This is a genomic window from Carboxydothermus pertinax (genome assembly GCF_001950255.1).
GTDB lineage: Bacteria > Bacillota > Z-2901 > Carboxydothermales > Carboxydothermaceae > Carboxydothermus > Carboxydothermus pertinax.
Map to the genome: position 1 here is coordinate 118403 of NZ_BDJK01000020.1, position 24263 is coordinate 142665.

Genomic DNA, 24263 nt, shown 5'->3' on the forward strand with positions numbered 1-24263 from the left:
CCGATCTAATTTCTCCTAAATACCTCCTTCGCTGCTCTTACCCCATCACTGGCATTGGTCGTATAAAAGTCAGCACCGCAGTACTCTTTTACCTTTTCATCCATAAACGGTCCGCCAATGATTACTTTCGTACCTAATCCGGCTGCTTTCACTGCCGCTACCGTTTCTTTCATTGATTCCAAAGCTGCAGTAAGAAGCACACTCATTCCTACCAACGGCGCATTATATTCTTTAATTGCTTCCACAAACTTCTCCTTCGGTACATCCACTCCGAGGTCAATTACGTTAAATCCTGCTCCTTTTAAAAGCATAACAACAATATTTTTCCCTAAATCATGCACGTCCCCTCTTACGGTACCAATTACTATATTACCCCGGTATTCACCAGCTCCACCCGCTAAGTGAGGCTCCAAATCAGCCATAACTTCTTTCAGGATTTCCCCGGCCATGATGAGTTCACTTAAATAATACTCTCCGGTTTCAAAAAGTCTTCCTACTTCGGTCATCCCTTCTTGCAGGGTTGCAACAATTTTTAAGGCCGGCACTCCAGATTCCAATCGCGTTCTTACTAACTCCACAACTTTATCCTGATCGAGGTCAACCACCGCTTGAGCCAGTTCATCTTGTAAAGTTACCATTATCCTCACCCCATATTTTTATTTTCTTAACGGTGTACCCAGTACCAAATGTAAAGATAAGTAAACATCTCTAATTTATCCCATTCTTTTTTTATGGTGTTTACATCACCTTTTATTTCCCCAAGGTCTTTAAGTTTTTCTTCCCAGGGAATGCATACCCCTGGTGGTAAATTTTTAAACACATTTTTTTTTGGGCTTTCACCGGTCATCGCCTTTACCCCCTTTTAATATTTTCCATACAAGTACACTGCTTCTATCATTGCCTCAACATTTCTTGGGTTCGAATCCGCCTGAAGTACCGCTGCCGAATCAACAATAAAACCACCATCAGCCGCGTAGGTATCTATTAAACGTTTGACATAATCTTTTACCTCTTCCGGTTTCCCTATAGACAACAGCGAATTGGGAACGTTTCCTTTAAGGCAGAAACGACCACCGAGAATTTTCTTTGCTTTATCCATATCCGTTCGATCTACATGAAAGACAATACTTTTATCCGGAAGTTCGGCAATCTTCTCTAAATAAGGAGTCCAATCACCTTCGGCATAAAAGAGGGTTCTCTTACCTCTTTCCCATAAACCTTCAATAACTCTCTTTAAAGTCGGCCAATAAAATTCATCCCATTGTTTGGGATTTAAAAAGGGAAACGCCCCCCGGTGCAACGGGATAAATACGGGAAACTCCGTATCACCACCGGCCGTTGCCAAGCCGTAATATATATTATGAGGAACCAGTACTTCCATTGCCGCTTTAACTTTTTCAGGTATCCTTCTAATATCCATCATGATTCCCTTTAATCCCCGTAAAGTATCGCCCAAGGTGTCAAAGGGTGCTTTGGAAAGCCCGGTAATTGCAGTGAAGGAGCCGTATTCTTTAGCCCATTTTTCCGCCGCTTGAGCAAGCACTTCAAGTTCCATAGCCCTTGCAATCGCACCTTTAATTAATGCTATGTTTGCTCGATAAGACCCCGGCTCAGTAAATTCTTTGTGAATTCTTGGTAAAAAAGTTGTTAATATCCACTCTGTTGGGTTCTCAATAAACGCATCATAATCCTCGGGAAGCATATACTCTCCTTCTATATATTGAAACTGGGTGTTAACATCCAATTCTCTGCCCGCAAATTTTAAATAAACCGCTCCAACTGCATCATGCAAACCGCCCCACCAAAGCATGGGCGCTCCAAAATGGGCATCAACATCAAACCTTTGTAAAAATGCATCCATTGCTTTAAAATAATTGACTTCAGGATCGTAATAAATGTCTTGTAAAGTAAATCCAGCAAACTTAATTATAAACTCCGCACCTGTTATAACTACCGGCACTCTATCTGGCTTTCCACAATCAAGCGCTTTAAGATATCTTGTTTTCCGTTCTTCATAGAGTTTCAATTTGTCAGTGCTCATCCAAAACCCCCCAAATTTTTAAAACTTTTAAATTGTCCTAATTGGATACTTTTTTAAAAATTTTCCAACTATTCACCTCCCGATATTATTATAATATAATAATGTCTATACATGTTATAGAATAAACTTAATTAAATTCTTCTTTTAACTTTATAATTTCCCCTCAGCAATTCTCTTAATTAACTCCACTGCCTTAACCACATCATTTTCAAAATAGTCCGCCCCGGTATACTCTAAAATTTTCTCATTTACCGGATAACCGCCAATAATAATTTTAACCTTATCCCTCAAACCTGCTTTTTTAATTAAATCCACCGTCTTCTTTACCGAACTAATAGAAAAGGTAAGGAGTACTGAAATCCCAACAATTTTTGCCCCAGTCTTAACTATATTTTCTACAAAAACTTTAGGCTCCACATCGACACCCAAATCAATTACTTCAAAGCCCGCAGACTGCAAAAGGTAAATCACAATGTTTTTCCCCAGATCATGAATATCACCTTCTATGGTACCCATTATGATCTTAGTTCCTTGACTTGGATTTTTTGGGGGAAAATACGGCTTTAGAATTTCCATTACCCCACGCAATATTTCCTCGGACATTATTAAATCCGAAAGATAATAGGTACCATCGTTATAGCGCCGCCCTACAATTTCTACCCCCCGGCGGCAATCCTCCACAATCTCTAAGGGCTTTGCTCCCGCTTTTATTCTCTCTTTAACCAAAAACAAAGTTTTTTCTTCATCAAGCTCCGCCACAGCATTAATTAACTCATTATCCATATTAATCCCCTTTTTCTTCCTTATTCCCCGTATTTCGTCCAGCCAATAAAACTGGTAAATTTAAAGCGGTCCCCACGAAACACCGACTTACCCCAGCCAATCGGCTTTTTATTATTATCGTATAAAGTTTGCTCTACTATAAACACCGGTGTATTTAATTTAACTCCTAAAATTTCTGCTTCTTCTTCCGTAACAATCGAAGCATGGAGTACCATTTTACTCATTACCGGAAAACTCTCACCGTGAGTAGCTACTAAATTTGTAAAGTTAGCCAAAGACGGGTCTTTTAATTCAAATTCCAAGATAGGCTTTTTCTTGGAATAGACAATATACTTGTTTTCGTAAATAAGTGGAGCATCGTTTGCGGAGATAAGAAGACGTAAATAAAGGCAGGTAGTATTCAGCGGTATTTCAAGTTTCTTTGCCAGAAGCTCATCTGCCCGGACAATTTTGGTCCCTAAAAGTTTAATCCCGGGTTTCATCCCCCGCTTTTTGATTTCCTCGTGAAAATCCCCCAGTTCAAACACCATATTTTCCAGTTGGGGTTTAGCAACAAATGTGCCCTTACCTTTCTGTGTGTAAACGAGTCCGGAATTAATAAGCTCTGCAATCGCCCTTCGTACCGTCATCCGGCTAATGCCATAACGGCGCACCAGCTCATTCTCCGGCGGTATCGCATCTCCAGGCTTTAAACGACCTTCAAAGATATCCCTTTCAATTATCCGCGCCAGCTGGTAGTACACTGGTATAACAGAATTTTTATCTATTTGGTTATTATCTCCTGCAAAGTTTATTTTCATCGCCCTCAACCTGTATATACATCTTTAGTTTTTTTTATAGTAACATGAAAATTTAAACCCCGTCAACCGGAAATTTGCAAAAAATTTTGATTTATAAAACCAAACATTTCAAAGGTAATTTTTTCTCCCCGTTCAACCACAATAAAATCTTCATCCCAGGGTCCGGTAAAAAGCTTTTTTAAATACGAAAGTGTCCCAGGTACTACCTGGAAGTCAAGACCCACATTTCCTGCAAAACTTTTAACGTTAGCCTCGATTTCGTTTAAGGAATAAGCATTGGTATCCAGTAAAATAACCTTTCGGTAATGAGCTAAAATTGCCTTAAAAATTTTTTGTCCCCGCACTTCCCCATACTTTTCCAAACAGCGCTTGTGCTCTTTTATAATGTTACTTTCATGAACAAGCCAGCCCCGGGTAAGAAAGTAGCTGTGGGCTTCCCGGGATATCTCCATCCTTTTTTGCACCGAACCCAAAAGTAGAGAAATGCAGTCGTCAATTTTGGGCAGTACCAGCCTTCCCGAGGTAGCTCTAATGCCATTTAAGGCATTCCCGCAATTGCCAAAAACAAGAATAAGGTTTTCAATGTTTGAAATTCGGTCAATCTGCTCTTGAAGTTTTGCTCTAAGTTTATCAGGAAAATTGTGAAGCCCCGAGTCAATCCAAAGCACCGGATACTTTATCCCTGTATCTTTTAAAGCTTTTTCCACTTCATCCCGGAGGGTTTGGCAGGCAATAATGATATTCATAGCTCTTCACCTACTTCTGTATATACTTTAAAACAATTCTTAAAAATTCTTCGATATCCATTAAATTCTTCTGCAGAATATCATAAACCAAAGTATCATCAATTTCCCAATATATATGAACAAGCTTATTCCGAAACTGAGCCATCTTTTTTAATTTATTACCTAAGTTTTCCCCGATTAGGCCGATTTTTTGCAGCTTTTCAAATACCTCGGCATAAGTTTCCGGAGGAGTTAAATCATATTTAAACTGTTCGAGGGAAATAATTCTATTGCCAATATTGATACAGCATTCAATGGCAAGCTGTAAATATCTTTCGGCTGCCCCTCGATAGATAGAGTCAGCTAAATATTCCTGTTTACTCTTTTGAGCTATTTCCTTTAATAAGGTAAGATATTTCTTTAAAAACCTTATCTGGGTTAGTAACTTCTCATCCAAGATAGTCACCTACTTTTTTAATAAACTCCCGGTTAAATTCATCCCGTAGCGGTTTTATATCCAAATACCTTTTAACTACCTCCGTTTCAAAATCCACTAATTTTTCTTTATCGGAATAGTACAAAATCTTTTTATCTTTTAAAACCCCGTACTGCATACTGAGCGGAACATCATTTAAAATAATTAAATCGATCTCCTCCGTCCCAAGAAATTCAATTAAATCATCTAAAAGTTCGATTTGTATTTCCAACCGTTCAGTCTTAGAAAGATTTCTATCCAGCAGTACTGCCAGATCAATATCGCTTAAAGGCCTAATCTCTCCCCGCCTATACGAGCCAAAAACATAAGCTACTACAATTTTAGAGCCATACCTGGCAAAGACATTATTAATATCCGGGAAAACTTTATTTACTTTTTTAAAATCAACTTTTTTATACTTAATCATAATTTCACCAACCTATATCTAAACCTCACCACCAAAAATATCCTTTTCCTTATTTTACCTTACATAAGAAAACCAAGCAATTATAATTATTCCTCATGATATCTTATCTCCAGTTCCACAATTTTAATTAGGGAGCAAAACTACTTAAACAAAGAGTATTTTGCTATCTTTAAAAAGGAATACTTTAACACATTAAATTAATGCAAAATTAAAGGAGAATACCCTCCAAAGGGCATTCTCCTTTTTGGTTTAGTTTTCTTTTACTCCTAACGCATATAAGTAAATGTCTAAACTTCTCTCCACCGCTTTAGCTACGATATTTATAAAGTCTGAAAGGTCGTTTTCAGTACTGGCTTTTTCCAGAGCTTCCATATACTCTTTTCGTTCTTCAAGCTTTATTACGGCCGGGGGATAGCCGTGCCTTAATAAAATTAAATTCATAAGAAGCCTGGCACAGCGACCGTTGCCGTCGACAAAAGGATGGATAAAAGTAAATTTGTGGTGAAATTTTGCTGCTAAGATTATTGGATGCAAGTTATTCTTGTTTTCCTGGTACCACTTTATTAATTCTTCCATCTTTTCCTGAACCAGATAATGCTCCGGTGGTCGATAGCGACTTCCGCTGATTAGGACGTTTATATTTCGGTATTTGCCGGCATTTTTATTGTCTATGGTCTTCAGGATAATGTAATGGAGCTGTTTAATAATTGTTTCATTAATATCAAGGTTTCTATTAACAATGTCCTCTATATAATCAAGAGCTTCTTTATGGTTTATTACCTCTAAATGTTCCTTTAAAGTTTTCCCGTGACCTACGGTAAGTCCATCCTCTAATATTACTTTGGTTTCGGTTAAGGTTAAGGTGTTACCTTCAATAGCGTTGGAGTTGTAGGTTAATTCCAGATCAAAATATTTTTTTAAATTTAAAGCAATTTCCCGGGGAAGGGGTCGATAACGGTCCACTATTGCTTTTTTTCTATCTATTTCTTGAAACATAACATCACCATCCAAGGAAAGTAAACCTGATTTTTTAATTTTTATTTTGATAATTCCATTATATACCAGACAAGTGGACCTGTAAATTTCCCTTTAAAAACTACCCCAAAAGCCCCAGGGAATTTAAAAAGATTACAATAACCAGGATTGGAGTTACGTATCTTACAATAAGATAGAAGACATCGATAATCCGCTGGTTGTTTATTAAGCCAAAGTTACCGAGTTCCTGGTATAAATCTTCTTTTTTTACAAAATAGCCAACAAAAATTGCAATAAATAAGCCACCAAGGGGTAAAAGGATGTTTGAAGATACATAATCAAATAAATCAAAGATGTTTTTACCAAATAATTTAAAGTTGCTTATTACCGGGCTTCCACCCATGGATAAAGTAGCAAATACCCCAAAGACAAAGATTATTGCAGTGGTTAAAAGCACCGCTTTCTTTCTCTCCATACCTTTTTCTTCGGCAAAATAAGCTACCGGCACTTCTACCATGGAGATCATCGCCGTAGTCGCTGCGATTGAAGTTAGGATAAAGAATAAAGTTAAAAGAACAGTTCCCAAAGGTAATTTAGTAAAGACCAAAGGAATAGTGATAAACAAAAGTCCCGGTCCGGCTGCCGGCTCCATATTAAAGGTAAAGACTACCGGAAAGATAGCCAAACCGGCTAAAAGGGATACCAGGGTATCGGAAAAGGCCACTTTTGCCGCTGTGGCAGGCATATTGTTTTCCCTGGTAAAGTAACTGCCGTAAGTGATCATCGTGCCCATACCTATGGACAATTTAAAGAAAGCAAGGCCTAAGGCAATGAGAATACTGTCTCGGGTTATTTTAGAAAAATCCACGTTAATTAAAAAGTTAACCCCTTCCCGGGCACCATCTAAGGTTAATGCCCGGATGTCAATGATTAAAATTAAAAGAAATAAGACCGGCATCAAGGTTTTGGTAACCCGTTCTATTCCTTTTTTCACACCAAAAATTAAGATTATGGCTACAACCAAAAGAACAACAAACTGCCAAAGGATCGGATAAAAAGGATGAGAAATTGTTAGGTTAAAAAGTTCTTTGGATTTTTCAACGGTTATATTGTTAAACTCGCCAATAATACTTTTAAAAACATAAGAATAAACCCATCCTGCTACAGAGCTGTAAAAAAACATAATTAAAAACGAAGCTCCAACTCCCATCAGCCCTATAAATTTAAAGTTGGAATGGTTTAACTTTCTAAAAGCTCCTACAGCGTTACTGCGAGTTTTTCTTCCGATGTAAAATTCACTAATCATGATGGGTATACCCACAAACAAAATACATAAAAAGTAGATTAAAAGAAAGCCGCCGCCACCGTTCATGCCGGTAATGTAGGGAAATCTCCAGATGTTCCCAAGGCCTATGGCGGAACCCAATGTTGCAAAAAAGACCGCAAGGCTTGAAGAAAAAGTTTCCCGTTTTTTCCCTTCCATACTGCTCCTCCTACTGCCATAAATTTTAATAAAAAAGAAAACGCCCATTAATATTTGGGCGGTCAAACCGTGCATAATTCTACATAAAACCTTATAATTTGTCAATACACATCTTTAAGGTAACTCTTACCCCTCATATACATTTCCCGGTAAATCTCTTCCGGAATAAATATTCCTCCGGTTGCCCAGGAAATATGGATCGCATTTGCCCTGCTATTGACTAAAAGCGGCCCTTTTAGCGAGGCTGCTGCCGATGGCTCAACTTTAATGTTTTCGCTGTCTTTTAATAGAGCTAACAACTTAAAAAGTTCCTCATCTTCGATGGTATAAATCCCGTCAATTAAAATATTGGCTATTTCCGCTACGAGCTTGGAAGGAGACCCCACCGCCAGTCCGTCCGCTTCGGTAATGTTATCGAGACCAAAATCCCTTACGTGGATAGCGGAAAATTTCTGGGTAACCAAGCCCAAAAGCATGCAGGGTGAATGGGTGGGCTCCACAAAATAACAGTAAACATCGTCTTTAAAGATGGTTTTTAGCCCAAAGGAAATACCTCCCGGGGCCCCACCTACACCGCAAGGCAGGTAGACAAAAAGGGGGTTTTCTTTATTTACTTCAATGCCAAGCTCCGTTAACTGGTCTTTTAGCCGTAAAGCCGCAACAGAATAGCCCAAAAACAAATCCCGGGAGTTTTCATCATCGATAAAATAGGTGTTCTTCTCCGCCGCCGCTTTTTTCCGGCCTTCTTCTACCGCTTTAGAGTAATCCTCCCGGTATTCGATCACATTTACGTCGCGGTCTCTTAGGATTTTTTTCTTCCACTCTTTAGCATCATGGGACATGTGGACATCTACTTTAAAACCTAAAGCTGCCGCCATGATTCCAATAGATAGCCCCAAATTTCCGGTAGAACCCACCGCTACTTTGTAGTTACTGAAAAATTTTTTAAACCGCTCCTCAGCGACTTTGGAGTAATCATCCTCCAAGGTAATGAGTCCATTTTCTAATAAAAGGGTTTCGGCATGCTTTAACACTTCATATATACCGCCCCGGGCTTTGATAGAACCGGCTACTTTTAAGTAGTTGTCGCATTTTAAGAAAAGACGGCCCTGAATTTCCCCGCCGTAAAAAGGGGCATCAAGTTATTGCCCAAAAAATTTATAACTACGTAAAAGAAAACTACCCCCACTTACTGCGGAAGTAGTTTTTCATTTGACACATAAAACTACAACAATTATAACAAAAGCGTTTGGGAATACCGCTCTTACTACTATCTTTGCCGCTAAGGAGTCTCACCTTACGGGCAACACACTCATACCGGGCGTACATACAAAAAGCCACCCAGATAATTACCATCTAGGTGGCTTTCAAAATTTATCCTCCCGCAAGTACCATCATTAATTTAATTTCATCGCCATCCGCCAATTTGTATAAGTTTAATTCTCCGGGGGTAAGAACCCAACCATTTATTATCACCAGAGTTAACGGATCAACCTCAACTCCGGCTATCTTTAACGCCTCTGCTGCCGTCATTCCTTCTTTAAATTCAATTTTTTTCTTCCCAACCGTAACCATTAGAATTCAAATATCGTATCCAGCTCCACATCATTGGTATCAAATTGCGAACCAGTGGCAGCAGAGCGCTCCTTATAGAAAAACTCTGGTAAACGATCATCGGCAGTCGTCATACCCGCCAGTCGGTTAAACTCTCTCTCGGTAAGTAAGGTTTTAATTCCCAGGGCCGCTAACCTAGAGGCCGAAGCTTCGCCCCCGTACAGTGCTGCCATCATTTCCGCCAGATACGGCAGGCCATTTACCGCATGGGCAAAGGCAAAAATACACATCATACTATCAGCAAAAGCCATCGCTACCTGCAGCTTATTGGAAGCATAAGCTTGAGCAGCCCGGCCGGTATCATCAAAAGCCCGCCCCATTGTCAACCCTGCTGTGTGATCGGCACCCATCGGGCTCGTAGCATAGGTTATTCCTGTTCCCTTTGTATTCCGGGGATCGTAGCCGGGAAGCGATTGGTGTTTCACTACCGGAATGCGCTTGCATCCTAAGTGCTTACCAACCGCTTCGCAACCCTGGCCCAAAAGCTTCCCAAAATCCGTACCCTCAGCCATTTCTTTTAACAATCCCAAAGCCGCCTCTGCATCACCCCACGGTATTTTACCTGCTTCCATGCAAACCGCGATCGTGTTGCCTACCTCAATCGTGTCGACGCCAAGATCATCACAAATGCGGTCCATCGCAGCAATCGCGTCTAAATCAGCTATGTGGCAATTAGGGCCCATAATTGCTACCGTTTCATATTCCAATGCCGAAGTCAGATAGTTGCAATCTTTATCGTTATAAATATTTGAACATTTTACCACGCACCCCGGCTGACAGGCACATTTATTACGGCCATTACGGGATTGTAAATTGGTCATAAACTTATTGGCTCCAACCTCGGTATACTGCGGAAACAATCTCCCGGAAAAATTATCTACAGGTAATATCCCAGTTGCTCCTGTAACTTCAATGGTTGCAATTGTACCAATATTGTGGAAGGGGTCGTTTTGCGCACCTTCGGCAATTAGTTTGTTTAGTTTTGTGCAGGCTTCGTCAAATCTGTTTTTATCAAAATACTCGACTTGATATTTAACCTCCGGTTTCTCAATAACTATTGCTTTTAACTTTTTGCTGCCCATTAAGGCACCAAGACCACCCCGCGCTGCTGCCCTGCTGGGATGCCCAGAAGTAAAGTCCGTAATTTGAATGGAAGCACATTGATAAAGCCGCTCTCCAGCACTGCCAATTGAAATGGTAGCTATATTGTCACCGTATTGCTCCCGCATTTTTTCACTAAACTCATAATTATTTACCCCGCGATATGCCGTTGCATCTTTTAACGTAGCATTGCCCCGAGCGTCAATATAGAGATACCATAACCCATCTTTTTCCGGCAGGTCTTTTACCACAATAAGTTTAATCCCTTGCTCGGCCAGTAAAGTTGCAGCATAGCCTCCGGAATTACTTTCTTTAATTCCTCCCGTTAATGGGCTCTTTCCACCTATGGACAGTCGATGAGCCGTTGTTAACTTGGTCCCTGCAAAAAGGGTAGTACAGACAATTAACTGATTTTCTCTTCCCAGCGGGTCACACTGTGGTGGCACATTTTTTATCATGTACTGAGCAATTAAAGCTCTTCCCCCTAACTCCCGGTACTCTTCTTCAAGGGGTTCCTTTTTGGCCGCTAAATCTCTCATATTTACCGTTATTTTAGACCACATTGTATTTACCTCCCTTCAATTTTACGCATCATAAGCTGACTTAAGCATTTGGGCTACTTTAGCTGCAGAAATCCGATAAGGAACAATGGCAAAACCGTTGTCCGCTACCACCTTGGGTGCTAATTTTAAAACCGCTTCCAGCGGTAATCCTAATTCTTTCATATTGGGAATGTCCAGGGATTTAATAAAGGAACGAATAGCCTGGCGAGCAGTAGTCCCAATTTCCTCCGGTGAAGCATCTTCCTTCAACGGTACGCCCATACTCTCACAAATCATTTTCACCTTTTTATACTCCGTTTTTGCGGTATATTCGATAACTTCTGGTAAAGCAACTGCACAGGCAATCCCGTGCGGGATATGAAAATTAGCCCCGAGAGTATGCGCTATCGAATGACCGAGATGCACAAGGGCATTGGTAAAAGCCATGCCGGCATACGTTGAAGCTAAAAGCATATTTTCTCTGGCTTCTAGGTTTGAACCATCCTTATAGGCTATCGGTAGCCACTTTACAATTAGACGAATGGCCTCCCGGGCCAGAGCATCCGATAAAGGATTTGCCTGTCCTCCCGTTAAAGATTCCACGGCATGAGCAAACGCATCAATTCCCGTTGCGGCGGTCATTTTGGGGGGTAAACCTAAGGTCAAATCCGGGTCTAAGATAGCAAGCTTGGCCACACAAACCGGACTTACTACACTATCCTTTGTCCCTAAGGAGGTGCAAGAGATTACGCACATGTTGGTTACTTCACTACCCGTTCCGCTGGTTGTGGGAATAAAAACCATCGGAACTCCCGGCTTTAAATTTTTCTGGACGCCAAAATATTTTCTAAGGGGTGGTTCGTTATTTATTAAGACGTTTATTCCTTTAGCCGTATCGATCGAGCTTCCCCCTCCAACAGCTACGATCCCGTCAATTTTTTCTTTTCTGGCAATTTCCGCTGCTTCTTCCACCATCGTATCCGGGGGATCGGGCAAAACACCATCAAATAAAACTGTTTCTATCCCGGCATTTTGTAAGTTTTCGATGATTTGATCCGCTATTCCCACCTCTTTTATCCCTTTGTCGTAAACCACCATTACTTTTCTACAACCCAGCTCCCGCACCTTCAGTCCCGTTCTCAGCGAGGAACCGCTTCCCATTAAAAGCGGTACAAAAATATTAAACGAAGTAATCACTATTAGCCCACTCCTTTCTTTATAGTTTTATTTCTTATTTTAACAATTGCTTTTACCTTAAAATTTGTCCTAAAAGCACAAAAAATAAGCATAATTTTTGTGTTATTATTACAATTCAGAATATTACATTTTAATTTATTTAATTGAATCTTCTCAATTTTTTCTTTATTATTAAAATTGTCAGGAGGTAACTTTTATGACCTTTCATGAAGTTGTGGAAATGCTGGCAAAAAAATTTACCATAGAAACTCATTTAAGCGAGACTTCCCCTGAAGTCAAGGATTTTAAACTGGTAAGCGAAACCGAAACTTCCTGGGATGAAAATACCATCTACATTGGAAATCTTAATAAGATAAACAGTTTACCCCCAAACCCCATTATGCTTATTTGTTCTACTGAAAAAATTTCTCTGCCAAAAGGGAGCAACTATATCATCGTTCGAGAGCACGAACTGGCAGAAATTTTCAACGAGGTAAAAAATATAATTTTTGATGATTTAACAGAAGCAAACAAATTAATCGAACTTGCAACTATGGCCTTAAAGGGTAAAAGCCTTCCTTCACTCATTAACTTTGCTGCTTCCCATCTTGGCAACGCTTTGGTTCTTATCGATGCCAGTCAGCGCGTCCTCGCCTATTCAACCAATTTTGAAATTGTTGATCCTTTGTGGAAGCAAAATGTAAGTAGGGGATATTGTTCGTATGAATTTATTCAAAAAGTGCGTGCCAGTAAAGATATGACCGAGTGGAGTAAGTATGGGAGTGACACCCAAATTATCACTTTAGCAGGAGATAAGCAACCAAAACTGGTAACCCGCATCACCCAAGAAGAACATGTGGTTGGCGCCCTGATTATGATTGAACATCACACTCCATTACAAAGCTATCATTTTAAACAACTACCTATTGTCGGTCGAATTTTATTTGATGTTTTTTTCCGAGAATCTGGAGGAGGAACTTTTAATCGTTCCCTTTATAGTACACTTCTTTTTAAACTTTTAGACGAGAGCGATCTCCAGGATACTTATGAACAAATAAATACATTAGATATTCACTTCCCCGCTAAAATGCATATTGTTGTTGCTCGTTTCGTCCAAAACATCAATAACCGCTATTTGAAATACACCTTTAGCCTGGAATTAGAAAGGATTTTCCCCAAAGGGTATGCCGTAATTTATAAAGGTTACATTGGCATCCTGGTGCCGAATGTTGATAAAAACCACCTGCTTGAACTGACCAAACTTGCTCAAAAAGAAAATGTCAGTATCGGTATCAGCTGGCCTTTTTACAATATTAGGGAGTTTAAACAGCAATTTTATCAGGCAGTTGCTGCCATTAAGCACGCCGAAAAACTTGGCTTAACCAAGCAAGTCTTTAGTTACAGCGATTTTCACTTTTTTGATTTTCTTAATAATTATATCGGGAAAATGCCCCTTGAAAATTACTGTCATCCAGCTTTAACTATCTTAAAAGAGTACGACAATAAAAATCATACCGAACTTTACCTGACTTTAAAAACTTATTTTGAGTGCAATAAAAATCTCAAACTAACTTCGGAAAAATTGTTTATTCACAAAAATACGCTGGTTTATCGTCTCAAACGGATTCAGGATCTTATCCAGCTGGATCTTGACGAGCTCCCTGTGGTTTTATCCCTTCTGCTTTCGTTTCAAATCGATACTTACGTGCAAAATCGACTTTATTAGCACAGTAAAAAACCTTCGGCACAACCACGGAATAACCAAGCTCCTTTACCGGAAATTTCTCTGGAGCTGTTGCGAAGAACCTGCTAGCAATAAACTCTCTACTTATGATACGGTTCCCCCCGGATTATCTTAAACGCCCGGTAGATTTGTTCTAAAAGAATTAAGCGCATGAGCTGGTGAGGGTAAGTCATCCGCCCAAAGGAGAGTTTAAAATCGGCACGTTCTAAAACCTCCCGGGAAAGGCCAAGGGAACCGCCAATTAAAAAGGTAAGTTTACTTTGTCCGTAAAGGCTTTTTTCGGAAATAAAAGAGGCGAGCTCTTCGGAGGAAAGGTTTTTCCCTTTAATATCAAGGGCAATAATAAAAGAAGAAGGGGGGATTTTGGCTAAGATCCGCTCCCCTTCTTTCTTTACTACCTTTTCGGCCTCGGCCAAGAATAAGTTTTCCGGAGCGTTTTCGTCGTCTACTTCAATTACCGTTAAACGGGCATAAGGGGATAGCCGCTTTAAATATTCGGCTATCCCCTCTTTTAAATACTTTTCTTTGATTTTTCCTACGGCAACAATAGTTATCTCCATTTACACCACCAGATAAACGGGCATAAGATCGCAAAAGTCACAAGTTGCCGGAGCAGTCCAATTGGAAAAATGTAATTCCTTTAAAAGGTAGATATCCGGCGGTTGCTCGTAAACTTCCACAAACTCATCAATAGCTCTTTCTAAATGCTCGCGGCAAACGGTATACATTTTACTCCACCGGCATTTCGCCAAGTTTTACTTTAAAGGTCATCTCTTTATCGCCCCTTATGACTTTAACTATCACTTCATCGCCAACTTTGTGTTTTAATATTGCATTCCGTAAGTCTTCAAACTTCTCTATTTTTACCCCGTTAAACGCAATGATTATATCGTTGTCTTTTAATCCTGCCTTATCCGAAGGACCATCTTTTACCACCCTGGCTACATACACACCGCTCTTTTGTTTTAAACCTTTGTACTGGGCAAATTCTTCGTCAATGGTTTGCCCTTCAATCCCCAGCCAGGGGCGGATAACTTTACCATTCTTAATGAGCTCTTCGACTATGGGTTTGGCGATATTGCTCGGGATGGCAAAGCCTAAGCCTTCAACACCGGAAAGGGAAATTTTAATTGAGTTGATGCCTATTACCTCGCCGGCAGCGTTAACCAGTGCTCCCCCGGAGTTGCCAGGGTTAATAGCGGCATCGGTCTGGATTAGCTCATATTGCTGTCCGTCCATGTTTAAAACACGGTTTTTTGCCGAGATAATCCCGGCGGTAACGGTCCGGGCAAAGTCAAGGCTTAAGGGGTTACCGATAGCTACCGCCAGCTCCCCAACTTTTATTTTATCCGAATCTCCCCAGCGGGCAACTGTAAGTTTTTCATTACCAGGGTCAATTTTTATTACTGCTAAATCTGTTCGGGGGTCTTTACCGACTACTTTGGCCGGAAATTGCTTTCCATCGGCTAAAGTTACTGTTAAATCAGTAGCATTGCGAATTACGTGCTCGTTGGTAACGATATAGCCCCTGGCATCTATGATTACCCCGGAACCGGTGGCCTGTTCCACATCGTTATGCGGTACATCTCCAGCCTGAAAGGTTACTTTGTTGGAAATCCCCACAATTGCCGGCCCTACTTCTTCAGCTACAGTGATTACCGGGCTTTTATCTTCATACACAATTTTCTTTTCTATTGTTCCCGTGGTGGTAGTATCCCCTTTTACCAAACTTGGTACAAACATCACCACTAAAAGGCCGCCAATGATTGCGGATATCAAGGATACCAGGACATAGCTTAAAAAAGATGGTTTTTTATCCATATCGCTATAATGATAATACATACCACACAACCCCGCTTTTTTAAATTTTTGAAGTATAATTTCGCCTTTGGGCGGGGTAATTCCTGCTTTAAATTGTTAAGGATTTGTGGAGAAGTTTTTAAGATTTTTTGAGTTTTGATTAATGAACCGTTATGTAAATAGCATTATGCACTTCTTTTATTCCTTCAATTTTCGAAGCTACTTCTTCGGCCCGGTGACGTTGATCGGGAGTACCAACTTTCCCGTGTAAAAAAGCAATCCCATCTACCACCGCTGCCCGCACCATGGCAAGGCCGGCTTTACCTAAGGCTTCTCTTAGTTCATTGGTAAGTTTTTTATCCCCTTTGTCTTCCCCGTGACGGAATTCAAATTCTTTTTCAACGCGTTTTACCCCTTTGACAGAAAGAGCAATTATCTCCGCCTGGAGAGCCTGTTCGGGGGTATCCAACACTCCTTTTAACGTTACCTCACCGTTTACCACTTCTACAATTATATCCCGGCGGTTAACGTGTAAAGAATTATTGAGCTGCCGCGAGATTTCATTGGCAATTTTGCTGTCATCTATCTCCATTTCCGGCAATACTTCTACCTGACTTCGTACTTCCACCACTCCTCGGGTCCTTTCGGCTACCTGCCGGGCCCAGAATTCTTTAATTGCAGCATCTACTCTGCCCTGTAAAGTAACTATGCCATTAGAAACTTTAGCTCCGATTTCCCCTTCAATCCGCGGGTCGTTGGCAAGCTTATCGTTTAATTCTTCTTCTATTTCCCGGTCGCTGTAATGGCCATTATCTAAAGAAACGGTAAGCTCGTTTTCTACCTTCTTAACCCCGGGAAGCCGATGGATTATTTCCTCCGCTGCTTTTTTCTCCGCCAGCACATCCACCACGCCATGAACCTTGACCACCCCATCTTTCACATCGATATTCATACCAACGGCACTTTCTTTTAATTTAACTAAGAGCGCTTCTTCAACCCGCTCCCGAAGCCCCCGATCAAAATCTTCCCGCATAATCGGCCTCCTTTCCTTTTTATTAGCCTTTACCAAAAAGGCTGATTTTATAAGGTAAAAATAGGGACAGTCCCTAAAATTACCGTACCAGGATAATTTGGGGACTGTCCCTAAATTACTACTTCAACTGCAAGTAGAGATTATAAATTTCATTCTTCTTAAAGCCAAGTTCGCGACCAAGAGAAACGGCTTCTTTTTGGGATAAGCCTTTTTCTATACATTCCCGCACAAATTCCTCGATGTTTTTTTCTTTCGGCGGTGCCCCTTCAACTACTAAGACAAACTCCCCTTTAGGTTCGATTTCATTAAAATGGGAAAGAATCTCGACTACCCTTCCCCGCAGGTATTCCTCGTGGATTTTCGTAAGCTCCCGGGCTACCACTATTTGGCGGCTTTCCCCAAAATGCTTAGCTAGGTCTTCTAAGGTTTTAAGAAGCCGGTGGGGGGCTTCATAAAAGATTAATGTTCTTTGTTCCCGGGCAAGTTCTTTTAACACTTTTTCCCGCTCCCCTGCTTTTCTGGGTAAAAACCCTTCAAAACAAAAACGGGAGGTATTAAGGCCGCTTGCGGCCAAAGCCACAATTAAAGCCGAAGCTCCCGGTAAAGCTTCGACTTTATGCCCCCACTCTAAAGCTTCCCGCACAATATCCTCTCCCGGGTCAGATATGCCCGGAGTTCCGGCATCGGTAACTAAGGCTCCTTTTTTGCCCTGGGCTAAAAGTTCAAGAATTTTTTTTCCCGCTTCCCGGCGGTTATGTTCGTGGTAGGAAAGAAGAGGCTTTTTTATTTCGTAATGGTTTAAAAGCTTTAAGGTATGGCGAGTATCTTCGGCAGCGATAAAGTCGACTTCTTTTAAAGTTTCTAGAGCTCTAAGGGTGATATCCTTTAAATTTCCAAGGGGTGTTGGTACAAGGTATAAAATTCCCATTACTCTTCCCCCTCAAAAATCCGGCGAACCATTTCTGAATACTCCCCATTTTTTTCATATATCCATAAGGGAGCATTAAAAACAAGCTTTTTGCGGCTACCTTTAACGGCTTTTAGTAAGATAAGGTTCACCTTTTCCCCGGGCCTGGGCTGTACCGGCAATAAAACTTCGGGATTTAAACCATAGCTGGAAAAAAGAAGAAAAATTTCCGGCATCCTTTCGGGAATATGCACCAGGTAAAAAGCTCCCCGGGGCTTTAACAATTTAGCTGCCGCAGCCACCACTTCTTCTAAAGTCGTTAATAGCTCATGCCGGGCTATTGCTACTTCCGGGATTGGATTTAAACGGCCATCGCCTTTTTTCCGGTAAGGAGGATTAGCGGTAACTACATCAAACCCGCTACCAAGAATAGCCGGTGCCTCTTTTAAATCGCCCAGGACAATCTCAATTTTGGCCTGTAAATTGTTTAACGCTACCGACTTTACCGCAAGCTCATAAAGCTTTTCCTGAATTTCGATGCCGTAAATTTTTTCTACATCGGGGTTTCTTCCATATAAAAGAAGAGGGATTACCCCATTACCAGTGCCTAAATCTACTACCCGGTCCTTAGGATTAGTCCTCGTAAACCAGGCCAGTAAGACGCTGTCTACAGCAAAACAAAAAAAAGCCGGGTTCTGGTAAATTTTAAGCCCGGCCCTTTTTAAATCATCTACCCGCTCAGGGGGCAGTTTTTCTAATTTCTTCGTCAAGGCTTTCCCCTCGCTCGTTGTTTCTTCCTTTGATAAAGGTAATGCACCATAGGCAGTCTTCATCTCCCCGGGCTTCGCCAAAATGGGCATGGCAAACGTGGAACCCCTCCTGATAGAGGCGGGCTAAGTTTTTAAACCCGGGCCCGGGCTTTCTTTCCTTTTTGGCTTCTTCCTGTAAGGGCTTATAAAACTTAATGACCTCCTGGCGAAGTTTCTGGTTTTCCTCCTCTAACTGGGAAACGTAAGCTTTTATTTCTAAATACTCTTCTAAAAGCTTTTTGACCTTTTCTTCAAAGTCATTAAGAAGGGTTGTAAGATTGTTCAAATTCCTCACCCTCCTGTACTTCCTCTTTGGCCACTACCTCTTCCGCCGGAAACTCTTTAACGTGCTTTAGTTCTTTAAGCTCCACATATACGGTTTTCCTGAAGATATTAACTCCAGTAACCTTTCCTTCTCCCATTGGCGTAAGCACCGTTTCGCCAACTTCCGGATAATCGTCTTTAACCTGCTCGTAAGTATCGCTTTCATATTTTAAGCAGCACATGAGCCGGCCGCAAATACCGGAAATCTTGGTGGGGTTTAAGGTAAGGTTTTGCTCTTTGGCCATCTTAATCGAAACCGGCGCAAATTCCGAAAGCCAGGAAGCACAACAAAGCTCCCGCCCGCAACAACCAAGGCCGCCGATCATTTTAGCTTCGTCTCTAACCCCGATTTGCCGAAGCTCAATCCGGGTTTTAAATACCGCCGCTAAATCCCTAACTAACTCTCTAAAATCAATCCGGCCATCGGCAGTAAAGTAAAAAATTACTTTATTGCGGTCAAAGGTGTATTCTACCCCTACAAGCTTCATCGGAAGGCCATGCTGGGCAATTTTTTCTAAGCAAATGGAAAAAGCTTTTTTCTCTTTTTCCTTGTTTTCCCTTAGAATTTCTAAATCTTCCGGTGTAGCTTTGCGAATTACCGGTTTTAAAGGAAGGACCAGCTCCTCTTCGGAAACATATTTGGGAGGTATGATTACTTCCCCGTATTCTACTCCCCGGATAGTTTCTACAATAGCCCCATCACCTGGTTCAAAATTTATGTCAAGGGGGTCAAAGTAGTAAATTTTCCCCGCTCTTTTAAAACGAATCCCTACTACTTTTTGCATATTGCTCCTCCAAAATTGTAATTGTTTTTATTATAAATTATTTTATTAAAGTTTACTACTTATAAAAACTAAAGTTAAGGTAAAGGTTTTCTAATACAAGCCTTGGATTTAGGTTTAGTCTGTTTTTCGCTAAAAATTCCTCCAATCGGTTAAATAGGCGGTAAATTTCCTCTTCACCTAAACGGTTTAATTCCTTTGCTTTCTCTGAAAGCTCCGGATAAAATAAATTTTCCAAGCCCTTACCAACGATCAGTGCATCCCGCAGAATTAATTCGCCCGCCAGCAAGAGATTATTTAGCTCTTCGCGGGTAAGCTTCTCCGTCTTTTTATAAAACTCCTCCCAAGGTAAAGTTAAAAGCTCATAAAATCTTTCCGCATACTCTCTGTACTGGTTTGTAAAATCTTCGGCTGAAACTTTAACTTTTTGGCAGCGGGAATGGATAGTAGAAAGCACCTTTTCCGGCATGGTCGCAATTAGTAAATAAGTAACCCCTGCCGGCGGCTCTTCTAAAATCTTTAAAAAAGCGTTAGCCGCGTCAATAGTCATTTTATCCACTTCTTCTAAAATCACAACCTTACGTCTACCCTTTTGGGGAGTCAGGTAAACTTTTGGGATTAACACTTCATTTACCTGCCAGATTTTAAAGGAGTTGCCATCGGGCGAAAGCCAGAGAAAGTCCGGATGGGTTCCCGCATCCACAAGCGTTGTCGCCTCCACCGGATCATGGGCAGATTTAATAAGAATTTCCCTGGCCATTCGCCGGGCAAAAGCTACTGCTGCTTCCAGAACTGGAGATATAAGTAAATAAGCATGGCTTAGCTTGTCTTGATTTAAAGCCTCTATAATTAGATTATCCATTTAGCTCCTCCAAAAATCTTTTAATTTCCAAAAAAATTTCCTTGGGCTTTTTTTGGCCATCTACCCGCCGAAAACGGTAATCTTTAGCAATTTCCAAAAAGCCTTCTCTTACCCGCCGGTGAAATTCCAGTGCTTCCCGTTCTAAACGGTCAAACTCACCCCGTTTTTTAATTCTAGCTAAACCCTCTTCCGGGGGAACATCAATTAAAATGGTGAGATCTGGAACTAAACCTCTGGTAGCAAAAGTAATAAAAGTTTTTAAAAGGTTAATATCAAAGCCCCGACCGTAGCCTTGATATGCCAAGGTCGAGTCAAAATACCTATCAGAAATAACCCAAACTCCCTTTTCTAAGTGAGGAATAATTTTTTCTCCCACATGCTGGGCCCGATCGGCAAGGTATAGAAGGATTTCCGCTTCCGGCACTACTTTGTATCCAGGATTTAAAAGAAGCTCCCGGATCTTTTTTCCCAGCACTGTGCCCCCCGGCTCCCGGGTGATTAGATGGGGTATATTTTTCTCCTTCAGGTACTCTTCAATATATTTAATCTGGGTAGTTTTCCCCGATCCCTCTATCCCTTCAATAGTAATAAATTTGCCGCGCATTAGCGTATCACCCTTATTCTACCGTCTTTAATACCTGTAACTGTTAATCCTAATTTTAAATGATAGTTTATATATGCTACCGCTTCTCGGGTAATTTCTTCCCCGGGGTATAAAACCGGTGCCCCCGGGGGATAGAGCGTAACTCCATCCCGGGCGATTTTACCTGCAGCATCCTGTAGCTCAACCCATTTTTCTTTGGCATAATAAGCTTCTCGGGGAGTGAGTTTTAACTTGCTTTGGCCCTGAAAAGGGTTTTTCGGAAGCATTATTCTTTGTTTTGTCCCCTTAAGCGAATCAATTACCTTTAAAAGCTTTTTTACCTCATTTTCCGTATTTCCCGGAGAAAGCATAAAAAGGACATAGCCCGGGCCGTAAGCTTCGGGAAATATTCCCTTTTTCATTAAAACATTTGCAATTTTTTCCCCGGACATCCCTAAGTCCTGGGCTTTAAGGGTTACCTTTAATGGTTCGGCTGAATATTTAGCCTGCAAAAAACCAATTCCCCGCTTTTTTAAACTTTCTTTAAACAACTGAGCCACTTCCACCGCTTTCTGCATAGCTCTTCTGCCAGACTGTAAAAGCATGTCCACTCCCCCCTCGGCTGCCGCCATTAGGGGGTAAGAAGGGCTCGTGGTCTGAACTAAGTTTAAAGCCCTCTTTACCTCAACTTTTTCATCCCAATAAACTACGGCTGCTAAAGGATTGGGAAAAGGCCCGGTTTTATGAAGGCTTACCGCAAAGCCATCAATGTTCTGAAAAAAATCTTTTCGCCAGAGGGGGATTAAACCGCCGTGGGCGGCATCTAAAAAGATTTTGGCAGTTTTTAATTCGGACAAGTCCCGGACCAAGCCGTGATAGTCGGGGTTTGTTAGAAAGTAGGCTTTAGCGTTTGTGTTTGGATTTTTATTTACCGGTAAACCGTATTCGTCATCCCAATCCGGGTAGATAAACTCCGGCAGAAGGTCTCCCAAAACCATCCCATGGTAAAGGGAGATATGAGACATCCGGTCCACCACTACTTTTTCTCCCGGTTTAAAAAAAGAAAGCATTAGGGCAAGAACCGCTGCCGTTGAACCGTTTACCGAAAGGTGGGCCCGGGGAAAGCCAAAATAACGGGCAATCTTCGCCTCAAGGTTTAGTAAAACACCTTCGGGCGTAAAAAGGTTATCAAGCCCTGGAAGTTCGGTGACATCGGCTGAAAAGTATTTTTCGCCCAAAAGATTTTTTACTTTCTTGGGCAGAAAACGGCCGTTTTTATGCCCGGGCATGTGAAAGGATACGGGTTTTTTATTAAGGTGTATTTTAAGCTTATTGATTAATTCTGCCATTTTGTCCCCTTTAAATTTTGCCTTTTATTAATAATTTTATCATAATTACTGGTATTTGAATAAAAAGTTTCGAAACCTTTTGACGATAAAAGAATAGACGGGATTGGCAGCAGTAAGGTGGGTTAATATTTTTTCACATTCCTGGCATAAAAATTTCCCCCCGAGGCGGATTCCCCTGTCTTTAGGTGCATGGCAGAAATTACAGTACATAAACATCACCCCTAATATTGTTGCCGAAAACCGCAAAAATTAAAGGTTACCTCTAAACTTGCGGCTTCATATTTTATTAAGAGAAATTAAAAGAGGTGACAAATATGGCAGGGATAAAGAAGCTTGAGCGAGGTTTAAAAGAAAAAATTTTAAGTTTAAAGCCAGGGGAAACAATAGAAGTTTTTGTTGTATTAAAAAATCCTGCCCTAAGGGGGCAGGAACGGGAAGAAATCATAAATGCTTTTGAAATGGAAGTCAACCGTAAAGTCCAGGAGCTGGGCATTAGAAGCAAAAACCTTAGACCCTACTGGCTTTTGCCGGGATTTGCCGCCGCCCTTGACCCGTCAACTATTGAAAAGCTTTTAGACGACCCCGAGGTGGAAAAAATCGCTCCAGCCCAGGAAAAGGTAAAAATCCCTGTTAATCGGCGGAAAATTTACCGCCCTACCCGGGCCCTATTTAAAGATGCACTATGGCAGTATAAACCGGTTAAAGCCTCGGCCCTTTGGGAAAAGGAGCTTTGGGGCAGTGGTGTAGTTGTTGGTCATTTAGATACGGGGGTTAATTCCAAACATCCAGAGCTTTTAGGAAAAATTAGCGGCTGGGCTCGGGTTGACCAGTACGGTAATGTTTCCCCGGAAAAGCCGGAAAATGCGTTTGATGATAACGGCCACGGAACTTTTACCGGAGGGCTAATTGCTGGTGGGAGTACAAAAAATCCGCTGGGACTTGCCCCTGAAGCCAAACTTATTTCGGTGAAAGTACTGGATAGATACGGTTCGGGAAGTTTAGAACAAATAATTGCCGGGCTTCAGTACATTGCTTCCAAAAAAGAAGTTAAAGTGGTTAACATGTCCTGGGGTGTGGACGGCTATTTTTCAATTTTAGAAAAACCGCTAAATAACGTACTCCTTTTAGGTATACTGCCGGTAGCAGCTATCGGTAATGATGGACCTGAGACCAGCTCAAGCCCAGCCAATATCCCAGGAGTACTGAGTGTCGGTGCCTTAGATTTTTATCCCAGAACGCTCAACTATAAATACCTCTATCCTGCTCCTTTTAACGATACCCAGTTTGTGGTTCCAAAGAGCAGTCTTTTCCGCTTTCCCTACTATCTAAAGCCGGATCTGTTAGCCCCCGGGGTTGATGTGGTCTCTACCGGCATTAAAGGCTACCTAATCCAGAGTGGCAGCTCCGCAGCTGCCCCAATAGTTACCGGATTGGTTGCAGCCCTAAGTCAAAAGCATAAGCTTTTGCCACAAACCATGATAAGCCTTCTTAAAATTTCTGCAACTAACGCTGCAAAGCCTAATTATGGCTGCGGTTGGGGTATTCCTGATGCCGAAAAGATTTTAAGCTACTTAGAAAACGCTGCTTTTCTCGAAATTGTTGGAAAATCCGCCGCCGATAGACCGTTAGAAGCAAGAATTTCTATGGATGTATCAGGACACTACTTTGGAGAAGTAGGCTACATCCATCCCCTGCTTGGCCGTTTAACTTTTCCTGTACCGGCCAATACTTCAATTAAGTTAACCGTTCAAAAACCTAAGGGTTTACCTAACACCATCGAAATTACCACTTTAGGGACAGTCCCTATTATTACCGTATAAGTCGAATCTAGGGACAGTCCGAGAGGACTGAAAAAGTAACATTTTTTAGGCGCAAATTGGCTTTTTATAGCTGTAAAATCTTCCTTTAAACAAATATTTATGTAGTAA

The 24263-nt window shown here is 41.2% G+C and carries 27 protein-coding genes and 1 pseudogene; 2 read left to right on the forward strand and 26 right to left on the reverse strand.

Annotated features, from left to right (window positions below; translation table 11 throughout):
• Positions 1–5 precede the first annotated feature (5 nt).
• From cpu_RS07305 to cpu_RS07370, 14 genes and pseudogenes are all read right to left on the reverse strand, one after another.
• Positions 6–638 (reverse strand): cobalamin B12-binding domain-containing protein, encoded by a 633-nt coding sequence (locus tag cpu_RS07305; RefSeq protein ID WP_075859366.1) that lies wholly within the window; start codon positions 636–638, stop codon positions 6–8.
• Positions 639–664: 26 nt separating this feature from the next.
• A complete protein-coding gene (locus tag cpu_RS07310) occupies positions 665–847 on the reverse strand; it encodes a hypothetical protein (RefSeq protein WP_075859367.1) in 183 nt (60 codons plus the stop codon).
• A gap of 15 nt (positions 848–862) precedes the next feature.
• Complete coding sequence (locus cpu_RS07315) at positions 863–2041, reverse strand: uroporphyrinogen decarboxylase family protein (protein WP_075859368.1); 1179 nt, start codon at positions 2039–2041, stop codon at positions 863–865.
• Positions 2042–2191: 150 nt separating this feature from the next.
• Positions 2192–2824, reverse strand: a complete 633-nt coding sequence (locus cpu_RS07320) for a cobalamin B12-binding domain-containing protein (RefSeq protein WP_075859369.1) — start codon at positions 2822–2824, stop codon at positions 2192–2194.
• A gap of 20 nt (positions 2825–2844) precedes the next feature.
• Positions 2845–3624, reverse strand: coding sequence for a GntR family transcriptional regulator (locus tag cpu_RS07325; RefSeq protein ID WP_075859370.1), 780 nt, complete (start codon positions 3622–3624; stop codon positions 2845–2847).
• A gap of 62 nt (positions 3625–3686) precedes the next feature.
• Positions 3687–4370 carry a DUF1638 domain-containing protein gene (locus cpu_RS07330; RefSeq protein WP_075859371.1) on the reverse strand — a complete coding sequence of 228 codons (684 nt, stop codon included), beginning with the start codon at positions 4368–4370 and terminating at the stop codon, positions 3687–3689.
• Positions 4371–4380: 10 nt separating this feature from the next.
• Complete coding sequence (hepT, locus tag cpu_RS07335; protein WP_075859372.1) at positions 4381–4806, reverse strand: type VII toxin-antitoxin system HepT family RNase toxin; 426 nt, start codon at positions 4804–4806, stop codon at positions 4381–4383.
• A complete protein-coding gene (gene mntA / locus cpu_RS07340; protein ID WP_075859373.1) occupies positions 4799–5251 on the reverse strand; it encodes a type VII toxin-antitoxin system MntA family adenylyltransferase antitoxin in 453 nt (150 codons plus the stop codon). The genes hepT and mntA overlap by 8 nt, the downstream gene beginning before the upstream one ends.
• A gap of 249 nt (positions 5252–5500) precedes the next feature.
• Positions 5501–6247, reverse strand: a complete 747-nt coding sequence (locus cpu_RS07345; protein ID WP_075859374.1) for a Fic family protein — start codon at positions 6245–6247, stop codon at positions 5501–5503.
• A gap of 100 nt (positions 6248–6347) precedes the next feature.
• Positions 6348–7709 (reverse strand): sodium-dependent transporter, encoded by a 1362-nt coding sequence (locus cpu_RS07350; RefSeq protein ID WP_075859375.1) that lies wholly within the window; start codon positions 7707–7709, stop codon positions 6348–6350.
• 101 nt (positions 7710–7810) lie between these two features.
• Positions 7811–8833, reverse strand: a pseudogene (dsdA, locus tag cpu_RS07355) (D-serine ammonia-lyase); the annotation flags it as partial.
• A 250-nt stretch (positions 8834–9083) separates the two neighbouring features.
• A complete protein-coding gene (locus tag cpu_RS07360) occupies positions 9084–9284 on the reverse strand; it encodes a MoaD/ThiS family protein (protein WP_075859376.1) in 201 nt (66 codons plus the stop codon).
• A complete protein-coding gene (locus cpu_RS07365; protein WP_075859377.1) occupies positions 9284–10987 on the reverse strand; it encodes an aldehyde ferredoxin oxidoreductase C-terminal domain-containing protein in 1704 nt (567 codons plus the stop codon). The genes cpu_RS07360 and cpu_RS07365 overlap by 1 nt, the downstream gene beginning before the upstream one ends.
• Before the next feature lie 21 nt (positions 10988–11008).
• On the reverse strand, positions 11009–12163 hold the full coding sequence (locus tag cpu_RS07370; protein WP_077177233.1) for an iron-containing alcohol dehydrogenase: 1155 nt from the start codon (positions 12161–12163) through the stop codon (positions 11009–11011).
• A 196-nt stretch (positions 12164–12359) separates the two neighbouring features.
• Here cpu_RS07370 and cpu_RS07375 point away from each other — a divergent pair, with 196 nt between their 5' ends.
• Positions 12360–13868 (forward strand): PucR family transcriptional regulator, encoded by a 1509-nt coding sequence (locus tag cpu_RS07375; RefSeq protein WP_075859378.1) that lies wholly within the window; start codon positions 12360–12362, stop codon positions 13866–13868.
• Positions 13869–13966: 98 nt separating this feature from the next.
• On the opposite strand, the gene rlmH is transcribed toward cpu_RS07375, so the two are convergent.
• The 12 genes from rlmH to cpu_RS14260 form a co-directional block, all read right to left on the reverse strand.
• On the reverse strand, positions 13967–14446 hold the full coding sequence (rlmH, locus tag cpu_RS07380) for a 23S rRNA (pseudouridine(1915)-N(3))-methyltransferase RlmH (protein ID WP_075859379.1): 480 nt from the start codon (positions 14444–14446) through the stop codon (positions 13967–13969).
• Complete coding sequence (locus cpu_RS07385; protein ID WP_075859380.1) at positions 14447–14614, reverse strand: CxxH/CxxC protein; 168 nt, start codon at positions 14612–14614, stop codon at positions 14447–14449.
• 1 nt (position 14615) lies between these two features.
• Positions 14616–15728: a S1C family serine protease gene (locus cpu_RS07390; protein WP_077177234.1), complete on the reverse strand. Its 1113-nt coding sequence runs from the start codon at positions 15726–15728 to the stop codon at positions 14616–14618.
• A 118-nt stretch (positions 15729–15846) separates the two neighbouring features.
• The gene (locus tag cpu_RS07395; protein ID WP_075859381.1) at positions 15847–16719 is read right to left on the reverse strand and encodes a BON domain-containing protein; all 873 of its coding nucleotides are present in this window, start codon (positions 16717–16719) and stop codon (positions 15847–15849) included.
• A gap of 118 nt (positions 16720–16837) precedes the next feature.
• Positions 16838–17647: a 16S rRNA (cytidine(1402)-2'-O)-methyltransferase gene (rsmI, locus tag cpu_RS07400; protein WP_075859382.1), complete on the reverse strand. Its 810-nt coding sequence runs from the start codon at positions 17645–17647 to the stop codon at positions 16838–16840.
• The gene (locus tag cpu_RS07405; protein ID WP_075859383.1) at positions 17647–18396 is read right to left on the reverse strand and encodes a tRNA1(Val) (adenine(37)-N6)-methyltransferase; all 750 of its coding nucleotides are present in this window, start codon (positions 18394–18396) and stop codon (positions 17647–17649) included. The genes rsmI and cpu_RS07405 overlap by 1 nt, the downstream gene beginning before the upstream one ends.
• Positions 18365–18721 (reverse strand): initiation-control protein YabA, encoded by a 357-nt coding sequence (locus tag cpu_RS07410; RefSeq protein WP_075859384.1) that lies wholly within the window; start codon positions 18719–18721, stop codon positions 18365–18367. Before cpu_RS07410 ends, cpu_RS07405 begins: the two co-directional genes overlap by 32 nt.
• Positions 18696–19544, reverse strand: a complete 849-nt coding sequence (locus cpu_RS07415; RefSeq protein ID WP_075859385.1) for a PSP1 domain-containing protein — start codon at positions 19542–19544, stop codon at positions 18696–18698. Before cpu_RS07415 ends, cpu_RS07410 begins: the two co-directional genes overlap by 26 nt.
• A gap of 55 nt (positions 19545–19599) precedes the next feature.
• On the reverse strand, positions 19600–20403 hold the full coding sequence (locus tag cpu_RS07420) for a DNA polymerase III delta subunit-related protein (RefSeq protein WP_075859386.1): 804 nt from the start codon (positions 20401–20403) through the stop codon (positions 19600–19602).
• On the reverse strand, positions 20396–21007 hold the full coding sequence (gene tmk / locus cpu_RS07425) for a dTMP kinase (protein ID WP_075859387.1): 612 nt from the start codon (positions 21005–21007) through the stop codon (positions 20396–20398). The genes cpu_RS07420 and tmk overlap by 8 nt, the downstream gene beginning before the upstream one ends.
• Positions 21007–22335, reverse strand: coding sequence for an aminotransferase class I/II-fold pyridoxal phosphate-dependent enzyme (locus tag cpu_RS07430; RefSeq protein WP_075859388.1), 1329 nt, complete (start codon positions 22333–22335; stop codon positions 21007–21009). Before cpu_RS07430 ends, tmk begins: the two co-directional genes overlap by 1 nt.
• Before the next feature lie 45 nt (positions 22336–22380).
• A complete protein-coding gene (locus tag cpu_RS14260; RefSeq protein WP_077177237.1) occupies positions 22381–22551 on the reverse strand; it encodes a sigma factor G inhibitor Gin in 171 nt (56 codons plus the stop codon).
• A 98-nt stretch (positions 22552–22649) separates the two neighbouring features.
• Here cpu_RS14260 and cpu_RS07440 point away from each other — a divergent pair, with 98 nt between their 5' ends.
• A complete protein-coding gene (locus cpu_RS07440) occupies positions 22650–24155 on the forward strand; it encodes a S8 family peptidase (protein ID WP_075859389.1) in 1506 nt (501 codons plus the stop codon).
• Positions 24156–24263 lie beyond the last annotated feature (108 nt).